Source organism: Streptomyces sp. NBC_01549, assembly GCF_026339955.1.
In the GTDB taxonomy this organism is placed as follows: Bacteria; Actinomycetota; Actinomycetes; order Streptomycetales; family Streptomycetaceae; genus Streptomyces.
The window spans coordinates 6,637,912-6,655,177 of record NZ_JAPEPW010000001.1; the positions used below are offsets into that span (position 1 = coordinate 6,637,912).

Sequence of the window (17,266 nt, forward strand, 5' to 3'; positions counted from 1 at the left end):
GGGGAGTTGCCTTTCAGTGGTGGAGGACGCTTCGTTGGTGAGGTGAGGTGAGGTGAGGGGACCGTCCGGCTCAGCGGCGCAGCATCGCGGCGGTCTCGCGCAGTCGCGCATGCAGGCCGCGATGGGTCTCGCGCGAGGGCAGCCACTCCTTGCGGAGCTTGGCGACGCAGGTGTAGTTGGTGTCGCAGACGTTGGCGAGCGGCGACTCGACCGCCTGGGTCGCGAACTGGTATGCGTCCAGCTCGCTGAACCCGTAGTCGCGCGCCAGCCACTGCACCAGGTCGAGCTGCGATATGCGGAACGCGTCCTCCAACGGGCGTGCCGACCCGGTCGAGATGATGTGCGTGTCGGACTCGATGCGCGGCCAGGGGGTGGCGACTCCCTTCAGCAGCTCGACGATCACCACCGTGTTCATCGCGCACTCGACAGCCACACCACACGTCTCGCCCTCGCCCTGCCGCGCATGCCCGTCACCGAGGCTCAGCAGGGCGCCCTCGACGTTCACCCCGAGGAAGCACGTGACACCGGCGCGCATCTCCGGAGTGTCCATGTTCCCGCCATGCGCGTCGGGCACCAGAGCGGAGCGCACCTCGAGGTTCGCGGGCGCCACTCCGACGGTGCCGTGCATCGGGTCCATGGGCAGCTCGATCCTGATGTCGCTGTTCCGTGCGCTGAACAGGGCGGTGTGCCGCTCCCGGTCGAGCTGCCAGATCCACACGGTCTCCGGCAGCGGAGGCTGCAGGGTGGCCGTGGTGTGCGTGGAGGTGAGCGCGCCGAACAGCGGGACCGTCGTCGAGGCCGCCCAGTCGCGAGCCGGCTCGATCGACACGAAGTGCACCGCCACGGTGTCGCCCGGCTCCGCGCCCTCCACGTGGAAGGGTCCGGTCTGCGGATTGAGGAACGGGAACTCGCACACCTCGGACACCAGGTCCTTCTCGGAGCGCACCCGCCCGGCGAAGCAGTCCTCCGTGTACAGATCGAGGACGGTGCCCGGCGCGATGCGTGCCACGGGTGGTGCGCCGCCGAACGTCCAGGCGTACTCGCCCGGTTCCGGGCACACGGTCAGGATGCGGGGGTCACTCATGGCTGCACGGCTCCGCTCTGCCGAAGGTCGGGGGACGAGGTCTCGTCGAGGTGGACACGGGCGGTCTCGGCTGTGCGCCCCGGGTGGCGGCGCAACAGGACGATCAATACCACGACCGCGGCCGTCATCCAGACTCCGACGACCGGTCCCGCATACCAAACGGGCGCGGTGAGTTCGGAAACGAAGTCGAAGACGGGCAGGCCCGCCGAGGTCAGCAACGCGGGGACGAAGGCGACGATGCCCAACAGAGGGAAGATCAGGTGCCGCACCGGTTTGAACAACTCGCGTCTGCGGCGTAGGAAATAACCCGCACAGGCGAGGTTCACCACGATGTACACGCCGATGACGACCGTGACGATCACCGTCGCGAGCAGCAGGAACGCCGTGACGGGGTCGTAGTACAGGCCGAGGCCCAGCACAGCGGTGACCGCCACGGCGCACTGCGCGGCGACCCCGGCGACGGGGGAGCGGTGTCTCGGATGCACGTGCGCGAAGAGTCGTGGGAAGACCTTGATCCGGGCCAGGGCGAAGGCCGTGCGGGTGGAGACTGTCGCGCAGGCGTTGGCGTTGGCGATCGTGGAGTTGACCACCGCCAGGAACACGAGCACCCAGAGCAGTCCGAAGGAAGCGCGGGCCACGCCTTCCCAGGACGCCGCGCCGGAGGCTCCGAAGCCCCCGAGGCGATCGGGGCCGAAGTACACCGATATGGCGTACGTGGTGAGGACGTAGAAGAGACCGATCCCCAGTGCCGCGCCGAGGACCGCACGGTGCATGGTCCGGCGGGGATCCTTCGTCTCCTCGGCGAGCGGTGCCGCCGCCTCGAATCCGGCGAAGGCGAGCACCGTATAGACCGATCCCGCGAACACGCCGCTGACGCCTTCGTATCCCTTGGCCGTGTGAGCGGTCCCGAACACCGACAGCGTGTTGCCACCTCCGGCCTTGGCGATCAGCCATACCGCGAAGGGTGCGTTTCTTCTGGAGGGACCTCGTCGGTGACCAGTACGGACGTGGTCGTTCCGGGAAGAACGACACGATCTACCGTGACGCGGTTTCCGGAGGACCAACGCGTTGACCAGGTGTTTCTCGTCCCTCAAGAAGAAACGCACCCTACCGCGAAGACGAGGAAGACCAGCACCTCGAAGACGCCGAGGACGGTGCCGAAGCGTGCCGAGGCGCGCACTCCGAAGTATCCGGCGACCGCGATGATCGCCGCGCCCGCGAGCGACCACGGCCACCACAGGTCGTCCGGGTAGGAGGACCACTCCTGGTGCAGTGTGCCCGCCGTCGTGAACCCGAGTTGCAGGAGCAGCAGCGGTGGCACCAGCGCCTCGACGAACACGTAGCCCCAGCCGACGAGAAACCCCACCGTCGGATGCAGTCCCTGGGCCGTGTAGGTGGCCACCGAGCCCGCGGCGGGCAACTGTCGTGCCAGCTCGGCCACGCAGGAGGCGGTGAAGAGGCAGGCGACGAGCGCTATCAGCACGGAAAGGGGCAGACTGCCGCCCGCGAAGGCCGCGCCCGACGGAATGGACGCGGCGACCGCCGCGGCCGGCGCCATGGCCGTGATGCTCTGGAACAGGACCTCCAGCAGCCCGACAGCCTCGCGCCGCAGTTCTGGAACCGTCTCCCCCGACATCTGCCCCCCGATCCCCCGATTCGCCCGGACAGCCCGCCATCGGTCCGACGGCTGCGCCTCGCGTGAATTACGTTACGGCGCTTGCCGGTTGGGCGGGAGGGCACGACGCGCGTCGGTGGACAACTCCGGGACTGTGGACAACTTGGCCACCCATGAGGGGGAAAGAGACCCTGAGTACCCCGCCGTCGACCGCCATGACCGCGATGACCGGGCTACGCCCGCCCCGCGAACCCCGCCGGGTCGTCGAGCACCGCCCGCACGACCGAGTGGGCGGCCCCCAGCAACGGCCCCTCGGGTCCCAGCGGTGACACGGACACGGCACAGGCGGGGCCCGCCGTGCGCCGTGCCAACTCGCCCTCCAACGACGGCAGCAGCCACGACGCGAGACCGGACAGCGCCCCACCCAGCACGACCGTCTCCGGATCGAGCAGGTTGACCGCCCCCGTGAGCGCGATACCGAGCGCGGTCCCGGCGTCCCGCAGGGCACGGCGTACCTCCACATCGCCCTGGGCGGCGCGCTCGGCCAGCAGCCCGACACGGTCCTCGCGCGGGTCCAGACCGGCCGCGCGCAGCACGGCCTCCTCACCCGCGTACTGCTCGAGGCAGCCCCGTCCGCCACACGGGCAAGGAGGCCCCTCCGGCCGCACCGGTACATGCCCCAACTCGCCCGCGAAACCGCGCGTTCCGCGCAGCAACCGTCCGTCCACGACCACGGCCGCACCGATGCCGATCTCCGCGGACACATGCAGGAAGTCGCGCGGGGTGGCGTCGCCGAGCCACAGTTCCGCGAGGCCGCCGAAGTTGGCCTCGTTGTCCACGGTCAGCGGGAGGTCCCCGGGCAGCAGCGCGCCCAGGTCCGTGTCATGCCAGTCGAGGTTGGGGGCGCGAACCACGGTCCGGGCGTCGCGGGCCACCAGGCCGGGCACCGCGACCGCGAGGCCCGCGGGCCACAGCCCCTCCCGTTCGGCCTCGGCTATGACCTGTCGCACCAGCGCGGTCAGCTCCCGCAGCACCGGCTCGGGCGGCCGGCCGCGGTTGGTGCCGTGTCGTACCGCCCGCGCCCGTACGGCACCGCGCAGATCGACCGCGCACACCGCCAGATGGTCGACGCCCACCTCCGCGCCTATTCCGGCGGGGCCGTGCCCGCTGACGGCGAGTGCCGAGCCCGGTCGTCCCACCCGTCCGGGGCGCTCGGGGCCCAGCTCTTCGAGGAGCCCCGAGCGGATCAGCTCGTCCACCAGCGTCGAGACCGCCGCCCGCGTCAGACCGATGCGCGAGGCGACGGCGGCGCGCGACAGCGGCCCCTCCGCGCTCACGGTGTGCATGACACGGGAGAGGTTGCGGCGACGCATGCCTTGTTGGGTGTCGGGCAGTCGACGGCCGGGACCGGTCGGGTGGGCCTCGTGCAGCGGTGCGGTCATGCCTCCGTCGGTCCTCTTCCGGCAGGTCCCTCTCGGGGCTGTCCTCGTCCGTGCTCGCTCAGTGCTTGTCCGGCTGCCGCTCCAGGAGCGGGGCCGCGTCGGAGAGTACCCCGGCGATCCTGGCCAGCGTCTCCTCGTCCCGGTCCACGGCGTCGAGCACCGGCCCGTGGGCCGTTCCCCAGCGGCGGGCCACCGCGGCCGGGTCCTCGCCGGTCAGCAGGCCCGCGGCCTGTGCGGCGGCGCCCAGTGCGACCAGTTCCTTGGCCTCGGGCACCTGAACAGGACGTCCCGACAGCCGACGGACGGTCTGCTGCCAGGCCGTTCCCCGGGCGCCCCCGCCGATGAGCAGCAGCGGCGCGGAGCGGTCCGCGTCGGGGTCGAGCACCAGGTCGAGGGCGCCGAGGAGCGAGTGGACCGCGCCGTCGTACGCCGCCTGCAGCAGCTGCCCTCCCGTCGTGTCGTGCCGAAGGCCGTGCAGCAGCCCCGAGGCATGGGGCAGGTTCGGGGTGCGCTCACCGTCCAGGTAGGGGAGCAGCGTCACGCCGGCTCCCGGTTCGATGGCCTCGCGGTCGAGGCCCAGCAGTGCGGCCACACGGTCGACGGCGAGCGTGCAGTTCAGGGTGCACGCCAGCGGAAGCCAGTCGCCGCGCGCGTCGGCGAAGCCCGCGACCGTGCCGGTCGGGTCGGCGGGGCGCCGTGTCGAGACGGCGTACACCGTGCCGGAGGTGCCGAGGCTCAGTACGGCGGTGCCGGGGCGCAGTCCGAGGCCGAGCGCGGCGGCGGCGTTGTCGCCGGTGCCGGCGGCGACCAGCGTGCCCTTGGAGAAGGGCAGCTCATCGCGGGCGTGCACGGTTCCGGCCACCTCGCCGGGCCGGGCGATGCGGGGGAGCAGGGCCGGATCGAGTCCGACGTGCGCGAGGACCTCCTCGTCGTACCTCTCCGTCACGGAAGCCCACCAGCCCGTACCGGAGGCATCGCCCCGGTCGGTCGTGCCCTCTCCTGTGAGGCGCTCGGTGAGGTAGTCGTGGGGCAGCCGTACGGCCGCGGTCGCGCGGACGGCGTCGGGCTCGTTCTCGGCCAGCCAGGCCCATTTCGTGACCGTGAAGGAGGGGCCGGGCACGCTGCCGGTGCGCTCGGCCCAGGCCTTCGGGCCGCCCAGCTCCTCGACCAGTCGGCGGGCCTGCGGCGCCGAGCGCACGTCGTTCCACAGCAGGGCCGGGCGTACGGGATCGCCCTGGGCGTCGAGGGTGACGAGCCCGTGCTGCTGGCCGCCGATCGACACCGCGGCGGCCTCGTGGGCCGCCTCGCCGCACTGGTGCAGCGCCTCACGGAGCGCGTCCCACCACTGTCGCGGGTCGCTCTCGCGGCCTGCCCCGGTGGAGACGGTGTGCGACGCCTGCCCGCTCGCCACCACCTCTCCGGTCGACGCGTCGACGACCAGGGCCTTGGTGGACTGGGTGGATGTGTCCACCCCGACGACGAGCGGACCCTCGGCTGCTGACATCGGGCTCTCCCTCTTCCGCGGCTCCGCGGGATCTGTCCTGGTGGTGGGGCTTCTGGACCCGTGTGGCCCAGGTTTCGCACTTCGTCTCTTCCCAGAGATGCCTCCGCATACTAATTTGTTAACCGCCATGACGAAATAGTCGGAGCTAGCAAGGAGCCGCGGCATGAACTACCAGCCCACCCCCGAGGACAGGTTCACCTTCGGCCTGTGGACCGTCGGCTGGCAGGGAAGGGACCCGTTCGGCGACGCCACCCGGCGCGCCCTGGACCCCGTCGAGTCGGTACAGCGCCTGGCCGAGCTCGGCGCCTACGGCGTGACCTTCCACGACGACGACCTGATCCCGTTCGGGTCCTCGGACAGTGAGCGCGAGTCGCACGTCAAGCGCTTCCGCCAGGCCCTGGACGCGACCGGCATGCGGGTGCCGATGGCCACCACCAACCTGTTCACGCACCCCGTCTTCAAGGACGGCGCGTTCACCGCGAACGACCGGGACGTACGTCGCTACGCGCTGCGCAAGACGATCCGCAACATCGACCTCGCGGTCGAACTCGGCGCGCAGACGTACGTGGCCTGGGGCGGCCGCGAGGGCGCCGAGTCCGGTGCCGCCAAGGACGTACGCGTCGCCCTCGACCGCATGAAGGAGGCCTTCGACCTCCTCGGCGAGTACGTGGTCTCCCAGGGCTACGACCTGAAGTTCGCGATCGAGCCGAAGCCGAACGAGCCCCGCGGCGACATCCTGCTTCCCACCGTCGGCCACGCGCTCGCCTTCATCGAGCGCCTGGAGCGCCCGGAAATGTACGGCGTCAACCCCGAGGTGGGCCACGAGCAGATGGCCGGACTGAACTTCCCGCACGGCATCGCTCAGGCCCTGTGGGCGGGCAAGCTCTTCCACATCGACCTCAACGGCCAGTCCGGCATCAAGTACGACCAGGACCTGCGTTTCGGCGCCGGTGACCTGCGCTCCGCGTTCTGGCTGGTCGATCTCCTGGAGACCGCCGGGTACGCGGGACCGAAGCACTTCGACTTCAAGCCCCCGCGGACCGAGGACTTCGACGGGGTGTGGGCGTCGGCCGAGGGCTGCATGCGCAACTACCTGATCCTGCGGGAGCGTGCGGCAGCCTTCCGCGCCGACCCCGAGGTCCAGGAGGCGCTGCTCGCGTCGCGCCTCGACGAACTGGCGCAGCCGACCGCGGCGGACGGCCTGACGGGGCTGCTCGCGGACCGTGCGGCCTTCGAGGAGTTCGATGTGGAGGCGGCCGCCGCGCGCGGGATGGCCTTCGAGCGGCTGGACCAGCTCGCCATGGACCACCTGCTGGGCGCGCGGGGCTGATCGTGCCCCGGTGAGGCGCTGGCCCGTCTCCTGGCGGGCCAGCGCCTCATATCTCACTGCGCGGGACCCTGCGGGAATGGTCCGGAATCATGCGGTCCACGGCATGAGTCCGTATCAACTTCGGCACAGGGCTCGCCCCGTGACCGGTTCGAGGCGACTCTTGACGCTATGGCCACGCCGCCCTTACCACCCCAGCCTCCCCGGCCGCCAGGAAACACGCCCCCTCCGGGAAACGGTGGCTTCGGCCCCCCGCCCGGAGACTACGGGCCTCCTTCGGGAGGCTACGGTCCCCCTTTCGAGGGCTACGGTCCCCCTCCGGGGGGTGATGGCCCCGAGCCTCCTTCTGGATCTCCCGGCGGTCCGGGAGACCAGGGCGGAGGACGGCGCCGCACCCCGTTGTTCCTCACGCTCGCCGCGCTCGTGGCCGTCGTGGCGGTCGTCGCCGTGGTGATGATGGTCCGCGGCGGTGGCAAGTCGCCCGACGAGAAGGGACCCACCGAGAGCGGCGGCACTCAGGGATCGTCCTCGCCGTCGCTGACCATTCCGTCCGAGCTGCCCAGCGAACTGCCTTCGTCGCTGCCTTCGTCCCTGCCCTCGGAGCTGCCGAGCGATCTGCGCAGCATCCTGCCGAGTGATCTGCAGTCGCTCCTGCCGACCTTGGCGAACGGCGCGGTGCCGTAATCCACTGACGATGACGGGCACGCGCGCGTGGAGGCCGTTTCGCGACTCACGCACGCGTGCCGTACGAAAAGGGTCCTGAGGTCAGATCCCGCGCGGCAGTCGTACGTACGTGACCGTCGTCTCGATTCCGCTGTCCACCAGCCGGCCCTGCGCGTCGAACGCGCCCGCCCCGTCGGTCATCCCGAAGTCGTTGTCGTTGATCAGCGCGAGTGTGTCGCGGTCCACGCGCGCGATGCCCTCGATCTTTCCGGGTACCCCCGCGACTGTTCCCAGGTCCACCACCAGACGCTTGGCGAGCACCGGGACGCCCGAGGCGGCGGGATCGTCGAGCTGTTCCAGAGAGGGGGACGTCTTGTCGCTGTCCCAGGGACCGCCGAGGATGTCCGTGCCACGCGTGAGCTCGACCAGCTCCAACCGTGCGGCCTTGTCCGTGCGTTCCTCCACCAGTAGCCGATCGTTGCCGACTGCCACCACGGAGGAGATCTTCAGCTCGGACGTGTCGTCCTCGCTCGGGTCGACCACGTTCACCGGCTCGAAGCGGTAGGCGTACTCGGCGGTGACGGCCCGCTTCTTCGGGGAGAAACGCAGCAGCCGCGTCGTGCGCGAGGCATCGCCCGCGTCACCGTCCGGCAGGGAGAGCGGGCTCTGCACGGCCATCACCAGGTCGCCGCCGGGGAGTTGGGCGAGCCCTTCGAAGCCGCGATTGACCTTCCGGTGCAGCAGGACGGCGGGCAGCGCCTCGACCACCGGGTAGTCCGCGCCGGTCAGATTCAGCCCCTTGGGCACATAACGCGTGAGGACCTTCCCACGCGCGGAGACATGGATCAGCGAGGGACCGTACTCGTCGACGAGCCAGAAACTGCCGTCCGCGGAACGGACGATGCCCTCGGTGTCCACGCCGTTGGGGTTGTACGCGAGCGGGGTCTGCGCGTCATAGGAGTACGGCGCCTCGTCGCGGCCCGCCTGGTTGGACAGCCCGGTGACGGGCTTCCCGGAGGACGTGGTGATCGGGAGCGCGTCCAGCACCTTCACGGTGTCACCGGACACCTTGATCTTCACGATCGCAGGGTCGAAACCGGGCACCGGGAACGTGCGGCGCTTCTTGCCGTCCACCTTGATCTGTCCGTTGGGTCCGCGGTCGGTGACCGTCCAGAAATCACCCTGGCGCCCGGCCGGGTAGATGTCGCTGCCGATCCCACCGAGGTCCACCCCTCGGTCGTCGCCCACCGTGCCGGGCAGCAGCGCGTCGCTGAACGCGCCCAGGGGGATGTCGCCGAGGGTCGCGGTGCGTGTGACCCTCGGCTGCGAGGGGTAGCCCTGAGCGCTCGCGGTGCCGACCGCCACGAGGGCGGCCAGCATCGCGAGCGGTACACCCGCGGCGACGGTTCGGTGGACGTGGCGCCGGCCGACGGCGTGCGGGGACATCGAGCCTCCTGAGGCACAAGTTCGTTGACAGTGGCCAGAGTTGGCCGCTCCATCGGACGTTGTGCGACTTCGAGATGAACGTGGGGCGTCAACCACTCATCGTGTCGCCGCCCGTGTCTCCCCGCGCCATCGCGAGGGCGGTGGCCGGATCCCCTGTCGCCGGTCCCGCGGGAGCCCAACGGCCCCGCTCCTTGCGGTACGGCCACCATCGGCCGTCGCGCCCCAGACGCAGCTGGGTAGGTGCGCCGACGGCTGTCCAGCGGTTGCGGGTGGCGCGCAGTCGCGGCCGCTTGTCCTCGTCCCAGGCCGCCTCCAAGGCGGTACGCGCGCGTGCGAGTGCCTCCGCCTCCACGGTCCACTCGTCCTCCAGGACGGCCAGCGCGACCACACCCCCGTGGTGCCAGGCGCGCACGGCGAGCGCCAGTTCCTGCCGGTCGCGCCCCGATCCGTCGGCCAGCCGCTCGACGATCGCACCCTCCGTGGCGGCCGCCGCGAGCCGAACCGCGTCCTGCTCAACCGTCAACTCCGCCGCCGGTGCTTCCTGCCCGTGAGCCGACCTGAGCGCCTCGGCAAGCAGCCGGTGCGCCTCGGCCGCGGTCGCGGAAGCGAGGAATTCCACCGCGGACGGGTCGATGCCTGGTGCGGGCGCGGCCTCGGTGTCCAGGGAGGGCGGCCGGCCAGGCACCTCGGGCAGTACCGGAGGAGCGGGCAGGGACGGCAGGATGTCCCCGGCCGCAAACGCCTCTGCGGCGTCCACGCCCCGCTGAGCGGGTTCCGGGGCGTCCGGCCGATCCTTCGCGGTCGCGCTGCCGCGGAACTGAAGCTCGTCCAGCAACGCGCGTTCGGCGCGGCCGCGCATCAGCAGCAGGATGAATGGATCCTGGTCGAGCAGCCGCGCCATCTGATAACAGAGCGCCGTGGTGTGCCCGCACTGGTCCCAGGCCCCGCAGTCGCATTCGGCCTCCAAGTCGCCCAGCCCCGGAAGCAGCTCGACTCCCGAGGCCGCCGCGTCCTCCACCAGATGTGGGGGCATGTCGCGGTCGAGCAGCGCCGCGACATGCCCGGCCCGTTCAACGGCCATGTCCAGGAAACGGTCCCACTGCTCCTCGGACAGTTCCTGAAGCAGCACATCCGAGCGGTGCGCGGTGCCGTCCTGGTCCTGGACGACGGCGGTGATGCGTCCCGGCCGCACCGACACGGCCCCCACCGCCCCCGCGCGCGCGAGTCTGCGGCCCGTCTTCACCTGCTGGGAGTCCAGCGCCGCGTCCTCCAGCGCCTTCAGCCAGGCCCGGCCCCACCACGTCTGCGCGAAGCCCCGCCCCTGTGCGGGCGGCAGCGCCGCGAACGTACGCTCCTCGTTCCCGTCCGTCATCGTGCGTCCCCTCGCAGCCCCACCAGGTCGGCCAGTTCGGCGTCGGACAGCTCCGTGAGCGCCGCCTCTCCGGCGCCGAGGACCGCGTTGGCCAACTGCTGCTTGCGCCGCAGCATCTCGGCGATGCGGTCCTCGATGGTTCCCTCGGCGATCAGCCGGTGCACCTGCACGGGCCGAGTCTGGCCGATGCGGTACGCGCGGTCCGTGGCCTGCGCCTCCACGGCGGGGTTCCACCAGCGGTCGTAGTGCACGACGTGCTCGGCCCGCGTCAGGTTCAATCCCGTGCCCGCGGCCTTCAACGACAACAAGAAGACAGGGACTTCGCCCTCCTGGAAGCGCTCCACCATCGCCTCGCGCTCGTGGACGGGCGTCCCGCCATGCAGGAACCGCGTCGCCACGCCGCGCACCGCGAGATGGCGCTCGATGAGTCGGGCCATCCGCACGTACTGCGTGAAGACCAGAACGCTCGCCCCCTCGGAGAGGATGGTGTCGAGCAGTTCGTCCAGCAGTTCCAGCTTCCCCGACCTGCCCGGGATCTTCGGCCGGTCCTCCTTGAGGAACTGCGCCGGGTGGTTGCAGATCTGCTTCAGCCCGGTGAGCAGCTTCACGATCAGACCGCGCCGCGCCATGCTGTCCGCGCCCGAGATCTCCGCGAGGGTCTCGCGCACCACCGCCTCGTACAGGCCCGCCTGCTCCTTGGTGAGCGAGACGGCACGGTCGGTCTCGGTCTTTGGCGGCAGCTCGGGCGCGATACCGGGGTCCGACTTGCGCCGCCGCAGCAGGAACGGCCGGACCAGCTGGGCGAGCCGCTCGGCCGCCGCGGGATCCTGAGAGCCTTCGACGGCCTGCGCGTAACGCGTCCGGAAGGAGCCGAGACTTCCGAGCAGGCCCGGCGTCGTCCAGTCGAGGATCGCCCACAGCTCCGAGAGGTTGTTCTCCACCGGAGTGCCGGTGAGCGCCACGCGCGCGCGTGCGCTGATGGTGCGCAGCGCCCGCGCCGTCGCCGAGTAGGGGTTCTTCACATGCTGGGCCTCGTCCGCGACCACCATGCCCCACGGCAGCTCGGCCAGGCGCGGCACGTCGAGCCGCATCGTGCCGTAGGTGGTGAGTACGAACTCCCCGTCAGCCAGGCCTTCCAGACTGCGCCGCGAGCCGTGGAAACGGCGCACCGGAGTGCCGGGCGCGAACTTCTCGATCTCGCGCTGCCAGTTGCCCATCAAGGAGGCGGGGCAGACCACAAGGGTGGGGCCCGCCGTCGACGGGTCGGTCTGCCGGTGCAGATGCAGGGCGATCAGCGTGATCGTCTTGCCCAGACCCATGTCGTCGGCCAGACAGCCGCCCAGCCCCAAGGAGGTCGTCCGGGCGAGCCAGTTGAGGCCTCGCACCTGGTAGTCCCGCAGCGTCGCGGTGAGCGCGGCGGGCTGCCCGACCGGCTCCTGCCCCTCCGGATCCGAGAGCCGCTCCCGCAGCGCCGCCAGCCACCCCGTGGGCCGTACGTCGACCCTCCGGCCGTCGACCTCCGTAGAGCCCGTCAGAGCGGCGCTGAGCGCGTCGATGGGCGTGACCTTGCGGTCCTGCTGCGCCCGGGCGCGGCGCACCTCCTGCGGGTCGACGAGGACCCACTGGTCGCGCAGCCGCACCATGGGTCGGTTCGCCTCGGCGAGGTGGTCCAGCTCCTCACGTGTGAGTTGTTGATCGCCCAGCGCGAACCACCAGTCGAAAGCCAGCAGCGCGTCCGCGGACAGGAAGGAGGGGGTGTCCGACGCGACCTTGTCCGGACTCCGCTTGTCGTCCGGCGGGCCGATGACGGCACGCGCGGTCAGCTTGCGCGCCAACTCCTTGGGCCAGTGGACGTCGACGCCTGCGGACGCCAGCATGCGGGCGCCCTCGCCGAGGAGTTCGATGACCTCTTCGTCGGCGAGTTCGACGGCCTCCGGCACCGTCGCCGAGAGCAACGGGGTGAGCGGGGGCCAGGTGCGGGCCGCACGGCGCAGGGCGAGCAGAACGTCCATCCGCGCGCGCGGGCCGAGGGCCGTCGATCCGTCCCAGACGGCGGAGGCGTCCGCGACGAGACCGGGGTCGCTCACGCTGTGCACCTGCAGCACTCCGCGGAACGGGAGCCGCGTCTCGTCCGCCCCGACCGACGCCAACCCGGGGACCTCGACGCGCAGCGAGATGCGCACGCCCGCGTCGTGTCCCGCGGCCACGTCGGCGGTCCAGGCGCGCTGCTCCGGCACGTGCTGCGGCTCCGGCGCCGCGTAGGCCGGGCCACCCGCGGCCAGCGAGGCGGCGGGGGAGCGGGGCAGCGCGTCGGCGACCGCGTCGAGGAAGGCGCGCAGCAGCCGCTCGGGGTCGGGCAACCGCACCGGCGCACCGCCGTCCACCGGCACGGAGTGCGCGTCGGGCGGCATCGCCGCGGCGAGTTCGCGTACGCGTTCCAGGTCGTCGGCGCGCAGCGGACCGGCGCGCCACGCGTCGTGGTCGCTCGCCGTCAGACCCGGCAGCAGCAGCCCCCGCGCGGCGAGTTGGAGGGCGAGCACGGCGGCCGCGCCCCAGAACACGGTCGCCCGGTGTGCGTGTGCGGCGGTACGCGCGCGCGTGAGGACCGGCAGCGCGGCGCGCACCGGGAGCAGGACGGCGGGCACCGTCACGAGTTCGACACCGTCGTCTCCGGGCAGCGTGACGGTCAGGTCTTCGGCGGTGCCGGACGCCACCGCCGGTGGGAGGTCGCCGTCGGGTCGCCAGAAAGCGACGCTCCCGGTACGGGACGGATCGGCAGGCATGAACACGGCACAACATCGGGCCAGTTCGGAGACCTCGGCGGGCGTTGCCGCAGGAATTCTCTGCACAGCGATGCGTATTCCTCAAATTTGACTACTGGGTCGGAGTCGCCGAGGCTACAGCACTTCGCACGCCGGGGCAGGGAGGCTCGGGACGTGAGGCGGCTCACCCCGAGTCGGGGGTGTACGTAACCCCCCCTGGACGCACGGGGAAAGCCTCCGTACGGACACGGGTGGTGGCGCCATGGTCGCTGGAGGTCACTGATTCGTACGTTTCATCAGGTCAGCCCCTTCCCTGAGAACCGGAGACCCGCCATGCCCCAGACCGCCACAGCCGTCGTGGAAGACCCTCCAGGGGCGGGCGTCGAGCAGAGCCCCGGAAGTGAGTTCGCACCCCTCCTGCGTACCGTCAGGGCGCAGGGTCTCCTGGACCGGCGCCACGACTGGTACGCACGCGCCATCACCGTGAACGCGTTGGCCCTGGCCGCGGTCGTGACGGGTGTCGCCCTGATCGGCAACTCCTGGTGGGCGCTGCTCCTCGCCCCGCTGCTCGCCGTGTTCTCGGCCCGCACGGCCTTCATAGGCCACGACGCGGGCCACGCACAGATCACCGGCGACAAGGCGGTCGGCCGCGTTATCGGCTTGATCCACGGCAACCTGCTCCTCGGACTGAGCTATTCCTGGTGGAACAACAAGCACAACCGCCACCACGCCAACCCGAACCACATCGACAAGGACCCCGACGTCGTCGCCGACGTCCTGGTCTTCACCGGCGAGCAGGCAGAGGTCCGGGTCGGCTTCCGGCGCTGGCTCACCCGCAACCAGGCCTGGCTCTTCTTCCCGCTCACCCTCCTGGAAGGCGTCGCCCTGAAGGTCCACGGCTTCCAGGACCTGCGCCGGCAGCCCCCGCGCGAGCGGGTGGTGGAGGCCCTGCTGCTCGTGACCCACGTCGTGGCGTACGCGACCTTGCTGCTCACCTCCATGTCCCTCGGCAAGGCCGTGGTCTTCGCCGCGCTGCACCAGGCACTGTTCGGCCTGCACCTGGGCATGGCCTTCGCGCCCAACCACAAGGGCATGCAGATGCCCGACCCGGACGGCGAGCGCTGGGGCCATCTGCGCCGCCAGGTGCTCACCTCCCGCAATGTTCGCGGCGCCGCCCTGACCGACTGGTTCCTCGGAGGCCTCAACTATCAGATCGAGCACCACCTGTTCCCGAGCATGCCCCGACCCCATCTGAGGCTCGCCCAGCCGCTGGTGCGCGCACACTGCCGGGAATTGGGTATCCCCTACGCGGAAACCGGGCTTGTCGACTCCTACCGGCAGGCCCTGCGCCACATGCACGAGGTCGGCGAACCCCTCAGGACCGAGCAGCCGCGAAGGTCTCAGGGGGCGAGCGAGAGCCGGGGATCTCAGGGGTGAGTCAGGGGAGCGCCTCAGGGATGTCTCAGGGTCGCGCACTGGAACCGTGAGAGGCGCGGACCCGTTTTCAGGACAGAGAGCGGCAGCAGCCGCGAAGGAGGCGACACATGTCGAAGAACGCGAAGATCGCCGCAGGTGGTGTGGCGGTCGGCCTCATCCTGCTGTTCTGGTTGCCCTGGTGGGTCTCCTTCCTGATCGTGGTGGGAGTTCCGGCGGCCGCGTACCTGACGCTGGACCCCTCGCAGCGGCGCAGGCTGCGCCGCATCACCCGCAAGGAACTCGGCCGCTGAAGCACCGCCGATCGGGTTCGTTCCCTCGCGTGAGGGGGACGGCTCCGTCGCCGCTCGCGGGCCTGCCGACGGCACGGTCCGCGAGCGGCCGCGTACCCCGCTTTCTCCGGGGCGAGGAGCCACTCACTCCACAGTGGCCGGCCGCGGGCCGCTCGGCCAGGGATCTTCAGGCGGGGATCTCGGGCGCCTCCGAGTGCGTCCGGCGTCGCCCGCCGCGACGCGGGCACCGCGCGACCGCTCAGCTGGGGCGTACGGCCATTTTGTCGAGGGCCTCCAGGAGACCGGGCAGTTCAGGGCCCCGGCCGATGGGGAGCACCTCTCCGGGCTCCTCGTCGAGGAGGACGAAGGCGATGTCGTCGGTCCGGGCGACCATGGACCAGCCGGGACCGTCGGCGCGCAGGGTCCGGGCGTCGACGGTGGCGAACGACGAGCGGACGCGGCCGAGGGGCGGCGGGGTGTCCACGTAGGAGCGCGCCTCCGCGAGCACCCGGCGGACGCCGCTGCGAGCCTCGTCGGTGCCGGTGCCGGTGCCGGTGCCGGTGCCGGTGCCGGTGCCGGTGCTCTCGGTCTCGGTCTCGTCGTTCTCGGCCTCGTCCTGGGAGGCGTCGTCGGGCAGGGCGGCGTCCTGGGACGTGACGAAGTCGCCGTCGTCGATCTGGTCCCGCCAGGTCGCCCACTGCAGGGCGATCTCGTCGGCTCCGAGGCGCCGTTGGGCCGGTCCCCAGGTGGTGGTGTCCGGTGGAGTGAGCGCGGGCCTCTCCGCGAGCTCGGGCGCGGGGTCGTGCGGTGCGGGCACCCCGGGGGCCGCGACGGCGACATCCAGGGGCCAGCCGGGCAGCGCGGAGACGACCGTGCGCTCGTCGGGCGACAACTCGTGCTCCATTCCGCAGTCCCAGGACGCGATGGCGACGGCGACCAGCGAGACGTCGTCGATGACAACCGTCCAGCGTGCGCCCTCGCCATCCTGACCGAGCACGAGACCGTACCCGTCGGCCAGGGGCGCCAGGTCGAGCGCCGCGCAGGCCTCCGGGTAGTCGTCCCCCAGCACACTGGGGAACTTCGCGGGCGTCAACAGCACCGCCGTCAGTACATACAGTGCGTCGTCGTCCCCGGTGGCGACGGCGCCATCGTCCGTCCCGGCCATCCCAGCCTCCCGATCGCTACGTTCGTCGGCGCACCATAGTGCGATCGGAAGGCGCTTGTCACGAGCCCGAAACGGACGCGGAGCTGCAGTTATCCGGCTGGACGGGGGCGAAACGCCCGGCCCGCGCCCATCTCGGTCAGGCGGCGGGCAGGCCGAGCAGTGTCCGCGCCACCGTCCGAGGCGACTCGTCGCGTTCCCGTGCCAGGGCGATCACTGCACGGCAGGCCAGCTCGTTCACCCCGAACGACAGCGCCTCGGGCGACACCCAGGCCGCGGCCTCGTCGATCTGCTCCTGGTCGTCCTCCGCGCACGCCGACACATAGGCCGCGGCCGCTTCGAAAAGATTGTGTGTACGTTTCTCCGGTCGCCGCTTGGCCGGTCGCCGCACCTCGGCCCCTTCGACCGCCACGGTTGCCTTCCGGTGCCATATCTCACGGAGTCTGCCGAACATCCCGGTCATCGGGCCACCTTCCCCCTGTGCGGTTGCCATCGCTGATCGTTCATCTGCTGCTACTCAACGTAGAGTTGAAGCCCCGGCGGCAGAAGAGGGGCGGCCCGGTGAAGCGTCACGAACGCTCCCGGGCCCCTTGTCCCTGCCGCACGCATGTGCGGCCGTCCCGACTCACCGCCCGCTGTGTTCGAGTGAGTCGATCGTGGCCCGCAGCCAGGTGAGTTCGGCCCGGCTCGTGGCCCGGGCGATGATGAGGATGCCCTGGCGGAAGGGATCGTCGAGCTCCTCGGCGCGCAACGGCCGGTCGCCTTCGTAGAAGAAGCTCGCGGGCTCCTCCAGGAAGGCGAGCCTGCGGCGCAGCACCGCGGCCTGCGCGGCGGTGTCGGCCAGGTGCCTGAGCAATGCGAGCACCGTGAACCAGCGGTTCTCGTCGGTGATGTCGCGCTGTACGGGCTCCGCGAGTCGGCGGCGCAGCTCGCCTCTGCCTTCGTTGGTGAGCGTCAGGACATGGCGAGGGGCGGCCACGGAACCGGGCCGCGTCGCGCGCGCCAGCAACTCCGCCTTTTCCAGCCGCTTGATCGCGGGATACAACGTGCTCTCCGCGACCGGCTTCACGTGGCCGGTCAGCGCGGTGATGCGCTTGCGCAGCTCGTAGCCGTGCAGTGGGGCGTCGTACAGAAAACCGAGGATGGCCAGCTCAAGCATGCCCCGCATTCTGCCGCACTCAGC

General features: G+C 71.2%; 15 protein-coding genes. 4 read left to right on the plus strand and 11 right to left on the minus strand.

All coding sequences use genetic code 11. The features are described from left to right. Positions 1–70: 70 nt before the first annotated feature. The 5 genes from OG819_RS29700 to xylB all read right to left on the minus strand — a co-directional run bounded on the left by OG819_RS29700 (position 71) and on the right by xylB (position 5,645). Positions 71–1,084 carry an acetamidase/formamidase family protein gene (locus OG819_RS29700; protein WP_266651614.1) on the minus strand — a complete coding sequence of 338 codons (1,014 nt, stop codon included), beginning with the start codon at positions 1,082–1,084 and terminating at the stop codon, positions 71–73. Further along, the gene (locus OG819_RS29705) at positions 1,081–2,190 is read right to left on the minus strand and encodes an APC family permease (protein WP_266651616.1); all 1,110 of its coding nucleotides are present in this window, start codon (positions 2,188–2,190) and stop codon (positions 1,081–1,083) included. The genes OG819_RS29700 and OG819_RS29705 overlap by 4 nt, the downstream gene beginning before the upstream one ends. Further along, the gene (locus OG819_RS29710; protein ID WP_266651618.1) at positions 2,175–2,720 is read right to left on the minus strand and encodes an amino acid permease; all 546 of its coding nucleotides are present in this window, start codon (positions 2,718–2,720) and stop codon (positions 2,175–2,177) included. Before OG819_RS29710 ends, OG819_RS29705 begins: the two co-directional genes overlap by 16 nt. 212 nt (positions 2,721–2,932) lie before the next feature. Then, positions 2,933–4,141 (minus strand): ROK family transcriptional regulator, encoded by a 1,209-nt coding sequence (locus tag OG819_RS29715; RefSeq protein ID WP_266622503.1) that lies wholly within the window; start codon positions 4,139–4,141, stop codon positions 2,933–2,935. 58 nt (positions 4,142–4,199) lie between these two features. Continuing rightward, complete coding sequence (gene xylB / locus OG819_RS29720) at positions 4,200–5,645, minus strand: xylulokinase (RefSeq protein ID WP_266651620.1); 1,446 nt, start codon at positions 5,643–5,645, stop codon at positions 4,200–4,202. A 163-nt stretch (positions 5,646–5,808) separates the two neighbouring features. Here xylB and xylA point away from each other — a divergent pair, with 163 nt between their 5' ends. Continuing rightward, positions 5,809–6,975 carry a xylose isomerase gene (gene xylA, locus OG819_RS29725; RefSeq protein WP_266622500.1) on the plus strand — a complete coding sequence of 389 codons (1,167 nt, stop codon included), beginning with the start codon at positions 5,809–5,811 and terminating at the stop codon, positions 6,973–6,975. A gap of 396 nt (positions 6,976–7,371) precedes the next feature. Next, complete coding sequence (locus tag OG819_RS29730) at positions 7,372–7,656, plus strand: hypothetical protein (RefSeq protein WP_266651622.1); 285 nt, start codon at positions 7,372–7,374, stop codon at positions 7,654–7,656. An 81-nt stretch (positions 7,657–7,737) separates the two neighbouring features. Here OG819_RS29730 and OG819_RS29735 read toward each other — a convergent pair whose 3' ends face one another. From OG819_RS29735 to OG819_RS29745, 3 genes are all read right to left on the minus strand, one after another. Further along, complete coding sequence (locus OG819_RS29735; protein ID WP_266651624.1) at positions 7,738–9,081, minus strand: esterase-like activity of phytase family protein; 1,344 nt, start codon at positions 9,079–9,081, stop codon at positions 7,738–7,740. Between the two features lie 88 nt (positions 9,082–9,169). Next, complete coding sequence (locus OG819_RS29740; RefSeq protein WP_266651626.1) at positions 9,170–10,453, minus strand: SWF or SNF family helicase; 1,284 nt, start codon at positions 10,451–10,453, stop codon at positions 9,170–9,172. Beyond that, on the minus strand, positions 10,450–13,302 hold the full coding sequence (locus tag OG819_RS29745; RefSeq protein WP_266651628.1) for a DEAD/DEAH box helicase: 2,853 nt from the start codon (positions 13,300–13,302) through the stop codon (positions 10,450–10,452). Before OG819_RS29745 ends, OG819_RS29740 begins: the two co-directional genes overlap by 4 nt. 246 nt (positions 13,303–13,548) lie before the next feature. Between OG819_RS29745 and OG819_RS29750 the strand changes: the two genes are divergently transcribed. Together OG819_RS29750 and OG819_RS29755 are read left to right on the plus strand one after the other, a co-directional pair. Continuing rightward, entirely contained in the window at positions 13,549–14,652 is a 1,104-nt protein-coding gene (locus OG819_RS29750) for an acyl-CoA desaturase (protein WP_266622493.1), read from the plus strand. A 107-nt stretch (positions 14,653–14,759) separates the two neighbouring features. Beyond that, on the plus strand, positions 14,760–14,942 hold the full coding sequence (locus OG819_RS29755; protein ID WP_266651630.1) for a hypothetical protein: 183 nt from the start codon (positions 14,760–14,762) through the stop codon (positions 14,940–14,942). A 238-nt stretch (positions 14,943–15,180) separates the two neighbouring features. On the opposite strand, the gene OG819_RS29760 is transcribed toward OG819_RS29755, so the two are convergent. The 3 genes from OG819_RS29760 to OG819_RS29770 form a co-directional block, all read right to left on the minus strand. Beyond that, on the minus strand, positions 15,181–16,086 hold the full coding sequence (locus OG819_RS29760; protein ID WP_266651631.1) for a hypothetical protein: 906 nt from the start codon (positions 16,084–16,086) through the stop codon (positions 15,181–15,183). Between the two features lie 136 nt (positions 16,087–16,222). Then, positions 16,223–16,537, minus strand: a complete 315-nt coding sequence (locus OG819_RS29765; RefSeq protein ID WP_266634121.1) for a hypothetical protein — start codon at positions 16,535–16,537, stop codon at positions 16,223–16,225. A 171-nt stretch (positions 16,538–16,708) separates the two neighbouring features. Next, on the minus strand, positions 16,709–17,242 hold the full coding sequence (locus OG819_RS29770) for a PadR family transcriptional regulator (RefSeq protein WP_266651633.1): 534 nt from the start codon (positions 17,240–17,242) through the stop codon (positions 16,709–16,711). Positions 17,243–17,266: the final 24 nt, after the last annotated feature.

What these genes read in the sequence shown, in the direction of transcription:
- OG819_RS29700 (WP_266651614.1), bottom strand. Translation starts at nt 1,084, where the DNA reads ATGAGTGACCCCCGCATCCTGACCGTGTGCCCGGAACCGGGCGAGTAC.
- OG819_RS29710 (WP_266651618.1), bottom strand. Translation starts at nt 2,720, where the DNA reads ATGTCGGGGGAGACGGTTCCAGAACTGCGGCGCGAGGCTGTCGGGCTG.
- OG819_RS29715 (WP_266622503.1), bottom strand. Translation starts at nt 4,141, where the DNA reads ATGACCGCACCGCTGCACGAGGCCCACCCGACCGGTCCCGGCCGTCGA.
- xylB (WP_266651620.1), bottom strand. Translation starts at nt 5,645, where the DNA reads ATGTCAGCAGCCGAGGGTCCGCTCGTCGTCGGGGTGGACACATCCACC.
- xylA (WP_266622500.1), top strand. Translation starts at nt 5,809, where the DNA reads ATGAACTACCAGCCCACCCCCGAGGACAGGTTCACCTTCGGCCTGTGG.
- OG819_RS29735 (WP_266651624.1), bottom strand. Translation starts at nt 9,081, where the DNA reads ATGTCCCCGCACGCCGTCGGCCGGCGCCACGTCCACCGAACCGTCGCC.
- OG819_RS29740 (WP_266651626.1), bottom strand. Translation starts at nt 10,453, where the DNA reads ATGACGGACGGGAACGAGGAGCGTACGTTCGCGGCGCTGCCGCCCGCA.
- OG819_RS29750 (WP_266622493.1), top strand. Translation starts at nt 13,549, where the DNA reads ATGCCCCAGACCGCCACAGCCGTCGTGGAAGACCCTCCAGGGGCGGGC.
- OG819_RS29755 (WP_266651630.1), top strand. Translation starts at nt 14,760, where the DNA reads ATGTCGAAGAACGCGAAGATCGCCGCAGGTGGTGTGGCGGTCGGCCTC.
- OG819_RS29760 (WP_266651631.1), bottom strand. Translation starts at nt 16,086, where the DNA reads ATGGCCGGGACGGACGATGGCGCCGTCGCCACCGGGGACGACGACGCA.
- OG819_RS29765 (WP_266634121.1), bottom strand. Translation starts at nt 16,537, where the DNA reads ATGTTCGGCAGACTCCGTGAGATATGGCACCGGAAGGCAACCGTGGCG.
- OG819_RS29770 (WP_266651633.1), bottom strand. Translation starts at nt 17,242, where the DNA reads ATGCTTGAGCTGGCCATCCTCGGTTTTCTGTACGACGCCCCACTGCAC.